This window comes from Paenibacillus residui (genome assembly GCF_042677205.1).
In the GTDB taxonomy this organism is placed as follows: Bacteria; Bacillota; Bacilli; order Paenibacillales; family NBRC-103111; genus Paenibacillus_L; species Paenibacillus_L residui.
In genome coordinates this window covers 1-11620 of record NZ_JBHTIU010000007.1, presented here as the reverse complement: position 1 = coordinate 11620, position 11620 = coordinate 1, and the positions used below count along the sequence as shown (strand labels likewise).

General features: G+C 52.8%; 10 protein-coding genes. 7 read left to right on the top strand and 3 right to left on the bottom strand.

The window, feature by feature from the left end; translation table 11 throughout:
- Positions 1-663 (top strand): hypothetical protein (locus tag ACFQ03_RS01930; RefSeq protein ID WP_379285712.1); only part of this gene is annotated, 663 nt, incomplete at its 5' end.
- 325 nt (positions 664-988) lie between these two features.
- Positions 989-2758 (top strand): Rieske (2Fe-2S) protein, encoded by a 1770-nt coding sequence (locus tag ACFQ03_RS01925; protein ID WP_379285710.1) that lies wholly within the window; start codon positions 989-991, stop codon positions 2756-2758.
- A 244-nt stretch (positions 2759-3002) separates the two neighbouring features.
- Here the strand turns inward: ACFQ03_RS01925 and ACFQ03_RS01920 are convergent, their stop codons facing one another.
- Positions 3003-4040, bottom strand: coding sequence for a metallophosphoesterase family protein (locus ACFQ03_RS01920; RefSeq protein ID WP_144940727.1), 1038 nt, complete (start codon positions 4038-4040; stop codon positions 3003-3005).
- A gap of 241 nt (positions 4041-4281) precedes the next feature.
- On the opposite strand from ACFQ03_RS01920, the gene ACFQ03_RS01915 reads away from it, so the two are divergent.
- The gene (locus tag ACFQ03_RS01915) at positions 4282-4578 is read left to right on the top strand and encodes a hypothetical protein (RefSeq protein WP_379285707.1); all 297 of its coding nucleotides are present in this window, start codon (positions 4282-4284) and stop codon (positions 4576-4578) included.
- A 208-nt stretch (positions 4579-4786) separates the two neighbouring features.
- Here the strand turns inward: ACFQ03_RS01915 and ACFQ03_RS01910 are convergent, their stop codons facing one another.
- Positions 4787-5356, bottom strand: a complete 570-nt coding sequence (locus ACFQ03_RS01910) for a hypothetical protein (protein WP_144940723.1) — start codon at positions 5354-5356, stop codon at positions 4787-4789.
- Positions 5357-5504: 148 nt separating this feature from the next.
- On the opposite strand from ACFQ03_RS01910, the gene ACFQ03_RS01905 reads away from it, so the two are divergent.
- Positions 5505-6602 carry a DUF3048 domain-containing protein gene (locus tag ACFQ03_RS01905; protein WP_379285705.1) on the top strand — a complete coding sequence of 366 codons (1098 nt, stop codon included), beginning with the start codon at positions 5505-5507 and terminating at the stop codon, positions 6600-6602.
- Positions 6603-6720: 118 nt separating this feature from the next.
- Here the strand turns inward: ACFQ03_RS01905 and ACFQ03_RS01900 are convergent, their stop codons facing one another.
- Positions 6721-7257 (bottom strand): aminotransferase, encoded by a 537-nt coding sequence (locus ACFQ03_RS01900; RefSeq protein WP_379285703.1) that lies wholly within the window; start codon positions 7255-7257, stop codon positions 6721-6723.
- A gap of 393 nt (positions 7258-7650) precedes the next feature.
- Here ACFQ03_RS01900 and ACFQ03_RS01895 point away from each other — a divergent pair, with 393 nt between their 5' ends.
- The 3 genes from ACFQ03_RS01895 to rlmD all read left to right on the top strand — a co-directional run bounded on the left by ACFQ03_RS01895 (position 7651) and on the right by rlmD (position 11449).
- The gene (locus tag ACFQ03_RS01895) at positions 7651-7941 is read left to right on the top strand and encodes a YerC/YecD family TrpR-related protein (RefSeq protein ID WP_144940717.1); all 291 of its coding nucleotides are present in this window, start codon (positions 7651-7653) and stop codon (positions 7939-7941) included.
- Positions 7942-8325: 384 nt separating this feature from the next.
- Positions 8326-9273: a diacylglycerol kinase gene (locus ACFQ03_RS01890; protein WP_144940715.1), complete on the top strand. Its 948-nt coding sequence runs from the start codon at positions 8326-8328 to the stop codon at positions 9271-9273.
- A 577-nt stretch (positions 9274-9850) separates the two neighbouring features.
- Entirely contained in the window at positions 9851-11449 is a 1599-nt protein-coding gene (gene rlmD, locus ACFQ03_RS01885; RefSeq protein ID WP_379285700.1) for a 23S rRNA (uracil(1939)-C(5))-methyltransferase RlmD, read from the top strand.
- Positions 11450-11620: the final 171 nt, after the last annotated feature.

The window sequence follows — 11620 nt, the reverse complement described above, 5'->3', positions numbered from 1 at the left end:
GAGAGGAATTGTATACATGGTTATTTTTTTATGGTGCGGACTCCGGAATTAGGGGGCCTAGCCGAAAGTACGGTTTTTTTTGCAGGCGCTGGACGCGTAAAGCCAGAGTTGCCTCGAAGACGAGCAAAAGTGCATGTCTTTTTGCGGAAATCCGGCAAAACTCGAGAAAGACGAGCAAAAGTGCATGTCTTTCCCCGCCAAAAACGGGAAATCGTCGAAATCGCAAAATTTACCTTCACTATTGCTGGTCTTTTGCCGATTTTAGCTAAAAATGCTCTGAAGACGTGCACTTTTGCAGGTCTTTTTGCAGGCGCTGGACGCGTAAAGCCAGAGTTGCCTCGAAGACGAGCAAAAGTGCATGTCTTTTCCCGCCAAAAACGGAAAATCGCCGAAATCGCAAAATTCACCTGCACATTTGCTGGTCTTTTGCCGATTTTAGCTAAAATCGCTCTAAAGACGTGCACTTTTGCAGGTCTTTTTGCAGGCGCTGACGCGCAAAGCCGGAGTTGCCTCGAAGACGAGCAAAAGTGCATGTCTTTTTGCGGAAATCCGGGAAAACTCGAGAAAGACGAGCAAAAGTGCATGTCTTTCCCCGCCAAAAACGAAAAATCGCCGAAATCGCAAAATTTACCTGCACAATTGCTGGTCTTTTGCCGATTTTAGCTAAAATCGCTCTGATGACGTGCACTTTTGCAGGTCTTTTTGCAGGCGCTGGACGCGTAAAGCCAGAGTTGCCTCGAAGACGAGCAAAAGTGCAGGTCTTTGTCTTTTTTCGTCAGTGTTGTCATGTTGGTTGGAACAAATTTAATGCAGTGTTGTTCCGGGCTTTTACTATACCATTACTGATTCGATAGAGGCAATGGCGTCCCGCCCTATCGGCTCTAGATAACGTCCGGCTTGAGGAAGGGCAAACAGTTGCAAATTGTTCTTGTATTTTCTATACATATTAGTTTAGAATGTATGTATAATGAATTGGGAGGGATTGGAAATGGACCAATGGACTCATGCCGGATCATTGGAGGAACTGAAGCGACAAGGCGCTAAGGTGATTAAGGGAGGAATCGCCGTTTTTGTTCATGAGGATCGGGTGTATGCGGTGGACAATCGTTGTCCTCACATGGGTTTTCCCCTGCATATGGGAAGCTTGTGCGACGGTATATTGACTTGTCATTGGCATCATGCCCGGTTCGATATTTGCAGCGGAGGCACTTTGGACCCATGGGCGGATGATGTGCAGACCCACGAGGTTAGGCTGGAGGAAGGGGAGGTATGGGTTAACCCGAAGCCGAGGAATCAAGGAGGGGCGGATAAGCATTTCAAAAGGCTGCAGGAAGGGCTGGAGCAAAACTTGTCTCTGGTGATCGCCAAATCGGTCATTGCCCTGCTCGAAGCCGGTGTGCCGGAAGAGAAAATCGCGCGGGTCGGAATCGAATACGGGACGGTGTACCGCTCGGGAGGCTGGGGCTCGGGACTGACCATTCTGGCCGCCATGGTCAATGTGCTGCCGAAGCTGGACCGCTATGGGCGGTTTCTCGCCTTGTTCCACGGTCTGCGTCGGGTAGCCGCCGATTGTGCGGGAAGACCTCCGCGTTTTGTATTGGAATCGCTTCCGGAAACGAATGCTTCGATGTCCCGCCTGACCTCCTGGTACCGTCAATGTGTAGAGGTGCGGGACACACAGGGAGCGGAGCGGGTTCTGCTGACCGCCATCCGTCAGGGGGCGGAGAACGGCGAGCTGGCCGACATGATGCTGGCCGCCGCCACGGATCACTTCTATCTGGATGGCGGGCATACGTTTGACTTCCATAATAAAGCCTTCGAAATGCTGGAGAGGCTGGAAGAGGGGATGAAGGAGCAGGTGCTTGCTTCCCTCGTTCCGCTGCTGGCCAATCCGACGAGAAGCGAGGAAAGAAATAACTGGCAGCAGCCGGTCAATCTGGTCGCTCCCCTGCGGGAAGCGTTCGAGAGGCTGCCCGAGCTTGACGGAAGGGTCGGCGGAGAAGAGGCGCCCCTCGATGAAGAGGCCATGTTGGAGCTGCTTCTAGGTGAGGAGCCGTTGAAGACGATCGCGGCCATTACCGATGCGCTGCATAACGGGGCGTCTCCGGTACGCATCGCCCGTCTGGTTGCTTTGGCAGCCGCGGAGCGGATCGTCCGCTTCCACACGCAGAATGACTTCGGCGATTGGATTGCGGTGCTGCACACCTTCACGCATGCTCATGCGGTTCACGAAAGCCTGCGGAGAGGAGCCGGCGTCCCCACCATTCGGGCGATCTATTATTCGGCGGTCAGCATCTACCTGGACCGCTTCCTGAACATTCCGACCGCCCCGAAGCCGAAACCGGAGCAGGCGGCCAAACGCGGCCATACCACCGATCCGGCCGAGCTGCTGGAGCTGATGAACCAGCGTCAGCAGGTGGCGGAAGCGGCGGATTGGGCGGCGCATTATATGAGCCGGGGAGGAGACGTGCAGACGTTGTTCAACACGCTTGGACATTCCTTGCTGCGGGAGGATGCCGAGTTCCACTCCTACCAAATGCTCGAGGCCGGTATCCGGGAATACGACCTCTGGTCGGAACTGTCCGGGCCATTGGCCAAGCGGGCACAGGAGACTATGGTGCTGGCTATCACGCGCTATCTGGCCGCACATGCGCCGACAGCAAGGGAGCTGCCGCACGTGGCGCAGATCGCTTGGCGGCTTCATCGCGGCGACCGGTTGTTCGAGGAAGAAGAGGGCGAGGAAGCGGTTAAGGCTTAGACGATAAAATGTCCGAAGGGAGGAGAGCACTCCTTCCTATCGGACATTTTTTGGAATGGGGTGGGGGGAAAGGCCCCTGCTTTGGAACGATAACCCGATGGGCGAGGCCACTCTATGGGAACGATTACTCCGTGGCGGTGAAATTACTTCATGGGAGTGATTCTCCATTGTGTTGAGATTACTCCATAAGAACGATTACCCGATGGGCGAGGCTATTCCATGAGAGCGATCCCTCCATAGGTGGTTACTCGATAGGAACCCGCCACTCCGCAACATCGATCCATTGACGGGTGGTGAATTCGCGGCCGCGGACGTGAATTTCCTTCTCATAGACTTGAATGTACATTCCTTGGGCATGACTGTTATCCGAGGGGGCAGAGGGGCGAAGCCGTCCGACCGCCGAATTGGAAAACCAATGGATATTGTCCTGAGTCGTATAGTGATTATCTGTATAAAAATCCCGGTGGGTATGCCCCGAGAAGACGAATACATTGCGGTAGGGCTTCAGAATGTCGCGAAACTCATTGGCCCGAATGAGCCGGTGGGTTCCTCCATCGGAGCCCAGGGCAGGCAGCGGCTGATGGATCATGATCAGGGCCGGTTCTCCGTTGGTATGCTCGGCCATTTTGGCCCGCAGCCAGTTTAACTGCTCATCCGAGTACCAGGCTCCTTCTCCTACATCTTCTCTTTCCTCAAGGTAAGCCTCCTGCGACAGCATGATCAGGTGAACGCCGTTGATCCATTCATCCGTGTATGGTTTATCGTAATTCATATACCGCTGAAATCGTTCCCTGGATTGGGCGTCGGTCTTGCCGTTCGGCATCGTGTCAGTGGCAAAGCCGCCTTTCTCATTGATCCATATATCATAATAATCATGATTTCCCATATTGGCATGCATTGTCGGCAAGGAGTATTGTTCCAGAATCGACCAGAGCTGCTGATACTCGCCCTCCCGGCCATAATCGGTCAGATCTCCGCCAAGAACAAGCGCATTCGCTTCAGGATCCAACTCGGTCACATCATCCAACGCGGCCTTCAGCTTGTCTGTAGTCGTAGTGTCATAGAGACTTATATGTAGGTCACTGAGAAGAAACACGGATGCCAGCAGCTTTCCTTCTCCTTCCGGCTCCTTCTCCTCCCCGGCGGCGGTTACCTTATCCGTATCCGGTTGACCTTCTGCGACAGAATCCCTCCCGAACAGCCACCGCAAGAAAGACCAAATTCCGCCAAGAGACGCGATAAATACGGAAGCAAGCATTTTCAAGAAATATCGTCTGGACATGATTTACCTCCAAATAGCATTTCACGCAAAGGAAATTCTCCCCGTTCTATTATACACTTTGTTCTCTTCCAAACCCAATATGAGATCGTTTTTGTCGATAGATTGGAGAAAATGGAGCTGCTTCTGTTGAAACGGGCATAAAGTTTCGGATTCTGTCAGAAAAAAGGAAGGAATCCAGACAAGCCGTCTAGAATTAAATTACGATCGGCGGCGGGATACTCAATCGAACCGGATTCAGGGGATGTTCCAGCGGGAACAACGGGATGAATTCGGACGGAAGGGGTGCTCGCCAAGCGGTCGGGTGAACCGGATTCAGGGGATGTTCCAGCGGGAACAACGGGATGAATTCGGACGGAAGGGGTGCTCGCCAAGCGGTCGGGTGAACCGGATTGAGGGGATGTTCCAGCGGGAACAGCGGGATGGATTCGGACGGAAGGGGTGCTCGCCGAGCGGTCGGGTGAACCGGATTGAGGGGATGTTCCAGCGGGAACAGCGGGATGAATTCGGACGGAAGGGGGGCTCCCGAGCAGTCGGGTGAACCCGTTTGAAGAGCCCATCTGAAGTATCCGTACGATCGCGAGCCAAGCGATGTCCGTTCGAAACGAGGCCCAAATGAACCCATCGAGTGAGATTCCTATCGCAAACAGCGGTTGACCCATGATCGAGCGGAATTTTTTTCGAACGCTGCCGTAAGATCATGATCGAGGGAATGCCCAAATAAAAAAAACGCTGAACCATCAAGCGGTTCAGCCGTCTTTTCTGAATGATTGGAATGCTTTGTCCCTTTCCCAGGCGGTAGGTTCGCCGTAGGCTTCCCAGTATAATTCGCCGGTCTCGTATTCATACCAAAGCATATGTCTTTTCTCACCCTTCTCCCGAACGTACCATACGATTTTCTTGGAAGTATAGTCACGGGGAACGGCGTAGATTTCGGCAATTTGGTCGGTTTCGATCCCTTTCTTCTTAAGGGCTTCCGCTATATCGGTTTCGGGCACTCCTTCGCTCTCCAGAGCGGTTCCATAGACTTCGATAGATTCGTCCGGACCTGCGACCCATACATATTTAACCTGTCCGTTATCATCTCTGCCTGACAGCATCAGGAATGCCGGGCCTCCCGGATAGAGCGCCTGGATTTGATCTACGGACGCGAGTAATTTATGATCAAGCACATAGGCTCGGGCTGCATCGTGAGAGGGCAAGTCCCTGGCCGTATTCTGCCGTAAATTGGGGTTCCCGGTTCCGTACATTAACAGAAAAACGATAAGGGTCGTACCGGCAAAAAGCGCCAATAAAATCAACGTCGCTTTCAGCTTCATGTCGTTCCTCTCCTCCTAGTAACTGCAAGCCCATTTTAACAGATCGGATAGGAAACCACCAACTGTACTTCTAAACGTTTTGTGAACAGTTATAATATCTTGCCGTACATCAGTCGATAGAGTAGAAAGAAAGAGAGGAGATGGACCATTGAAACCGTTCAGTCAATCCAAGAAATCACGAATAACAGGACGATACAAAGGAATATTGGGGGTGACTTGTCTCGCCCTGACCGTCGCCGGCTGTTCGGGTCAGCCGCAAACGGCACCCGTACCCGATCCGTCGCCGTCACCCGTCGTCACTCCGACTCCGAGCCAGGCTCCGGCCTACAAGTATCACTTCCCGTTGACAGGTAAAGGGACGAATGAGCAGGTCGAAGACAGGCCGCTTATGGTCATGATAGAGAACTCTCCGCAAGCGCGGCCGCAGACCGGGCTCGATCAAGCGGATGTCGTGTTCGAAATTCTTGCCGAGGGTGAAATTACCCGCTTCGCGGCTGTCTATCACAGCCAAAATCCGAAGGTGATCGGTCCCGTGCGCAGTATTCGCCCATACTATGCCCAACTGGGAGAGGGATTGGATGCTTTGATCGTTCACGCCGGATGGAGCCAAGATGCGATTAATTATATCAATTCGCGGAAGCTGGCGCATTTTGACCAGGTGTATGGGGATGACGCATACTATTGGCGGGATAAAGAACGTTCGGCGCCGCACAATTTATATACCAGTGTGGACAAAATCCGCGAAGGAAGCGAGAAGAAGAAGTTCCGGCAGGAATGGAAAGCTTTCAAGTATCCTTTCTTGAAGGAGGACGAGAAGGTATCCGGGGATAAGGCCGAGCGTGTGAAGGTGAACTATATACACGGTTATTACGTATCTTATGAATATGACGCCGAGGCCGGAGTCTATAAACGAAGCATGGCGGGAGAACCTCATCTGGACAAAGATTCCAAGGTGCAGCTGACGGCCTCCAATATCATCATAGCCGAGACGAAGCACCGGGTGTTGGACAATGAAGGCCGGCGCAGCGTAGACATCGATGGGCCCGGTAAAGGAATGCTCATTCAGGGAGGCGTGAAACGCGATGTGACCTGGGAACGGAAGGACGGTACGATCCGTGTGTATGAGGACAAACGGGAGCTTCCGCTGCTCCCCGGACAAACGTGGATTCAGGTCGTTCCGGTCGATTCGAAGGTGGAAATTGAGTCAGGAGACAAAGGCAGTGCTACGAACAACTCCGGCCAATAATTAAGGTTCGGTTGTTTCTTGGAGAAATGCCGGGGAGCGGACGGAAAGAGCGGGTAACGCGAACGGCCCGCCCCGGGAAGAGCGGACCGTTAAGACGCTGACGTAAGAGCCGCAGAACTTATCGGTAGGGGCGTCTGCTGACCCGCGCTCTGCCTCCTGTCGGCCGCCGGCGGGAATAGCCTCCGTATGCCGAACGTCTCCCCGGACTCCCGCCTCTTCGCGATCGGCGTCTTCGGGTGGGGACGGCCTTGCTGTCGGCTTCGGCCGTAGCGGCCTTGGAACCGAAGGTTCCCATAAGCAGCTTGAGCATCGGAGCCATTTGCTGAATGCTCTGGACGACCTTATGCACTTTGGTCACGGTCGATACAATTCCGTCGATTCCTCCCATGCGATCGATGAAGGATTTTACCTGATTGAAGTTGAAGCCGCTGCCTCCACTGCCCGTACCGCCCTGACCCCCTCCCACACCGGCAGGATTCGCTCCAAATCCGGGCATTCCCGGGAAGCCCTGATAACCAGGGAAGCCCGGGTTCTGGTAATAACCGGGAAACTGTGGGGAATCGATCCAATTGCGCACCTGGGCCTGATCAATCCCCGGCTGCCGATATAGGACCGGGTAAGCATGGCTGGACTTGGCCTGATGGTTAGAGTTCACTGGATTCACAACCCTTTTATATAATCTCCTCACTTGATGAGATGTCAGTGGGGGTCCCCAAAATCAGGAAGAAACGATCTGTTATTCAAGCAGCACTTCCTTTTTTGGGGTCATCTTGTTTATAATCTATGTGTTAGGCAAATGATTGGATTGGACGGATGTCCCGGCTATCGGGCTTTTTACTCGATGCTGGAATCCGTGGCTTGGGCAAATCCGGCTAACCCTCATGTACCGTAAAGCAGTTTGAAGGCGGAGCATGAGGTTTATAGTGCCGAAGCATTTTAACACTCTAACGCTTAACATTTATGCTGTTCTGAAAACTTAAAGCAGGGATTCGGCTCTTGATGTCGAAAGATATGAAGTAAAGCAAATCAGCAGAAACGAGGGAAGATCATGCAGTTGAAAAAGCTGAACGACAAAGCGATCGACCAATTGTTTGAGGCGATTTTGACTTTGAAGGATATGGAAGAATGCTACGTTTTTTTCGATGATTTATGTACGGTGAACGAGGTTCAGTCTATGTCCCAGCGTTTGGAAGTAGCCCGCATGCTTCGTAAAGGGTATACTTATAATCAAATCGAGGCTGAAACCGGCGCCAGCACAGCGACCATCTCCCGGGTGAAGAGATGTCTGAACTACGGGAATGACGGCTACAAGATGACCTTGGAACGGCTGGGAAGATAAACTTTCATAGCGGGTGCAACCCTTTGCGCCGCGCCATCGGACAAAATCCTTCTCTCCCTGTCAGAGTGGGATTTTTCATATTCTGCTTTCAGGGAAGAGACTTCGAGGCGTCAAAAACTGGAGAGAAATAGAGATTATGGAACATACTATAGTCAAATGATCGTAAGAACAGATTGATGTGCGGGATGATGTTTTAGAATACCGTATCGTACGCCCTTTCCAATAGAAAAAAAGCTCCATGCGGATAACAATCCGATGTTCGGGTTATTCCGCCGGGGATTATAGAATATCGTATTAGGGAGCCTTATCCGGGCTAAGCAGTGCATTGGAGGATAGGTTCCCGGTCAACATTGGACAGAATATGGATAAACAGGTGATTAGTGAATGGCCAAACGTGCAAGGTTGATATACAATCCATCTTCGGGTCGGGAGGAAATGAAGAAGAAGCTGCCGGATATTCTGCAGCGGCTGGAACGCGGAGGCTTGGAAACCTCTACCCACGCGACCATCGGAGAAGGGGATGCTACGCTCGCAGCGGCGGAAGCCGTTGAACGCGGATTCGATATCGTTATCGCGGCCGGAGGAGACGGAACGCTCTATGAAGTAATCAATGGCCTGGCAGAGAAGGAGCACCGTCCGGCGCTGGGCATTCTGCCTCTTGGAACGACGAATGATTTTGCCCGGGCTTTGTCCATTCCACGCAATTGGGAGGCGGCCTGTGATCTTATTATCCGCCAGCATACGCGCCTGATCGATGTAGGGAAAGCGAACCAGCGGTATTTTATCAATATTGCCGGAGGAGGTTCTCTGACGGAGCTGACCTATGAGGTGCCCAGCAAGCTAAAGACGATGATCGGACAGCTTGCCTATTATATTAAGGGGATCGAGAAGCTCCCCCGCCTGCGGCCGATTGAAATGCACGTCAAGACGGACGAGATGGAGGTTCATGAGCAGGTGATGATGTTCCTGGTCACGAACAGCAACTCCGTCGGGGGATTCGAGAAGCTGGCTCCCGAAGCCAGTCTGGATGATGGGCTGCTGGATGTTTTTATATTGAAAAAATGCAATCTGGCCGAATTCATCCGCATCGTTACATTGGCACTGCGCGGTGAGCATCTTAATGATCCGCACATCATCCACACCTCAACGCGGAAGATCGAAATCACTTCACCCGATTACGTTCAGGTCAATCTGGACGGGGAGCTGGGCGGAACGCTCCCATGCACCATCTCGGTGCTTCCTTCCCATCTGAACATCATCGTGGATGAATCCGGCAGCTCAACTTACCGGGTCAAGCATAGCTTTCCCAGGTTGGGGAAAATAGATAGTTAAAGGTTTGTTGTGCAGCGGATCGGGTAGGTACTGTCGAACATCCTCTTGCGAGTGTCTGGTAGCTTCTCATGTATGGTGTCGGGTGAAAAAATGGTATGCTGGTTGACGATGTCAAACGTACGGTGAGTTGGGTCTGAACATCCTCGTTCGAGTTATCTAAATAGCCCCGTTGGCGTTCGCTTCAAGGAGGCGCACCCATTGTAGGGGAACCTGGCCGGTTGATATCGAGACACAGGTTCGCAGCATGGATATTGCCTAACGGGGATGCGCTGCTTATTCATCGTAGTAAGGTCAGGGATACGAATTGCCCTGGGGCTATCGGTTAACGAATCCAGGATACGTTATTTCCCATTGAATCCAACATTTGCAAAATTTAACGAACTACAGAGTCCTTAATAGGTCAGAATCCGGTGTAAAACGGGTATGGAGTATAGAATAAGATTGCTGGGATTCGTTAGCTTTTTAAAATCGCTATTTTGTATGAAATAAGGTGCGCAGTGTTCGTTAGAATATGGCCATCCTAAGTTTTTTTCAAATACTGCATTCAAAATAAAGAAAAGGAACCGGGTTTAACTCTATGACAAGGAAAAGAAGCAATCGGACACGTCCTTCCGGCCGACCGGCCAAAGAGGGAGCGAATCCTAAAACTGAAAATCCGGCGGCAGACGGCATTCCCGTACAGAAGAACGACGAAGTAATACTGGATATTGCCGGGCTGGGACACGAAGGTGAAGGGGTGGGCCGTTATCGGGGCTTTACCCTTTTTGTGCCTGGAGCCCTGCCGGGCGAGCGGGCCTTGGTCCGGGTATTGAAGGTGAAGAAGCAGTACGGCTACGCCAAGCTGCTTCGAATCGAGCAGGCGAGCCCCGAACGTGTGCAAGCTCCCTGCCCGATCTACAGCCAATGCGGCGGCTGCCAGCTTCAGCATCTGAGCTACGAGGCCCAGCTTCAGCATAAACGCCAGATCGTGATCGACAGTCTGGAGCGGATCGGCAAGCTGGAGGTGCGGAAGGATGACGGAAGAACCAGCGGCGAGCGGGAAGGGGATATCGCCCTAATAGCGGAAGAGAAGAATGGAGCCGAGGGGAAAAATGGGCCGGATGGGATCCATGGCGTCTCAGAGCGGTTTGGGGCTGGCCACGCCGGGATCATCGTTCATCCAACTATGGGAATGAAGAACCCCTGGCGGTATCGGAATAAGGTCCAGGTTCCTTTCGGCGAAATGGAGGGCGGCCTGATCGGGGGCTTCTATGCCCAGGGCAGCCATCGGATTATCGATATGGACCAATGCCTGATCCAGCATGAGCGCAGCGACGAGGTAGTGGCCCGGGTGAAGGAGATTGCCCGCTCGCTGGGGATCTCCGCTTATAATGAGGCCACGCATACGGGCTTGCTCCGCCATGTCGTGGTCAAATACGGCTTCGCGACCGGAGAATTGATGGTCATCCTCGTCACGAACGGGACCCGAATTCCTTCGGTCGAGCAGTGGGTTCGCGCTATTCGCGAAGCCATCCCCGGCGTCAAGAGCATATGCCACAACGTGAATACGGCGAGGACGAACGTCATCTTCGGAGAACGAACGAAGGTGCTGTGGGGCGAGGAGGTCATCCACGATACGATCGGGGATGTGAAATTCGCCATCTCGCCGAGGTCGTTCTACCAGGTCAATCCGGTACAGACGGAGGTGCTGTACCGCCAAGCCCTTGAGTATGCCGGCTTGACGGGGAAGGAAACGGTGATCGATGCCTATTGCGGAATAGGCACGATCTCGTTGTTCCTGGCCCGTCATGCCAAGCAGGTCTACGGGGTGGAGATCGTCGAAGACGCGGTAGCCGATGCCCGCCGCAATGCCGCGCTGAATGACCTCCATAACGTCACCTTTGCCGCAGGCAAGGCGGAGGAGGTCATTCCTGCGTGGAAGCAGGAGGGCATCGTGCCCGACGTCATCGTCGTCGACCCACCCCGCAAGGGCTGCGACGCCGCGCTGCTCGAGACGATGGTGGCGATGCGGCCTGAGCGCATCGTCTACGTCTCGTGCAATCCGGCGACGCTCGCCCGCGACCTGCGGGTGCTGGAGGATGGAGGCTACCGTACGATAGAGGCTCAACCGGTGGATATGTTTCCGCATACGGTTCATGTGGAGTGTGTAATAGGAATATGTCGAGACGATACGTAGAAGTACTGAATTATCAGTATTCTGCAAAGTATGCTTCGTTTACGACTAATGGAAAGGACTACAGGAATAAGGTGTTAAACGATAAAATCGAGGTTTCTATTGTTCTCGACTTGGAATGGATAGATACACCTAGTGATTTTTAATTGAAAACAAGAATATCCAAGAGAGCGT

What these genes read in the sequence shown, in the direction of transcription:
- ACFQ03_RS01925 (WP_379285710.1), top strand. Translation starts at nt 989, where the DNA reads ATGGACCAATGGACTCATGCCGGATCATTGGAGGAACTGAAGCGACAA.
- ACFQ03_RS01920 (WP_144940727.1), bottom strand. Translation starts at nt 4,040, where the DNA reads ATGTCCAGACGATATTTCTTGAAAATGCTTGCTTCCGTATTTATCGCG.
- ACFQ03_RS01915 (WP_379285707.1), top strand. Translation starts at nt 4,282, where the DNA reads ATGTTCCAGCGGGAACAACGGGATGAATTCGGACGGAAGGGGTGCTCG.
- ACFQ03_RS01910 (WP_144940723.1), bottom strand. Translation starts at nt 5,356, where the DNA reads ATGAAGCTGAAAGCGACGTTGATTTTATTGGCGCTTTTTGCCGGTACG.
- ACFQ03_RS01895 (WP_144940717.1), top strand. Translation starts at nt 7,651, where the DNA reads ATGCAGTTGAAAAAGCTGAACGACAAAGCGATCGACCAATTGTTTGAG.
- ACFQ03_RS01890 (WP_144940715.1), top strand. Translation starts at nt 8,326, where the DNA reads ATGGCCAAACGTGCAAGGTTGATATACAATCCATCTTCGGGTCGGGAG.
- rlmD (WP_379285700.1), top strand. Translation starts at nt 9,851, where the DNA reads ATGACAAGGAAAAGAAGCAATCGGACACGTCCTTCCGGCCGACCGGCC.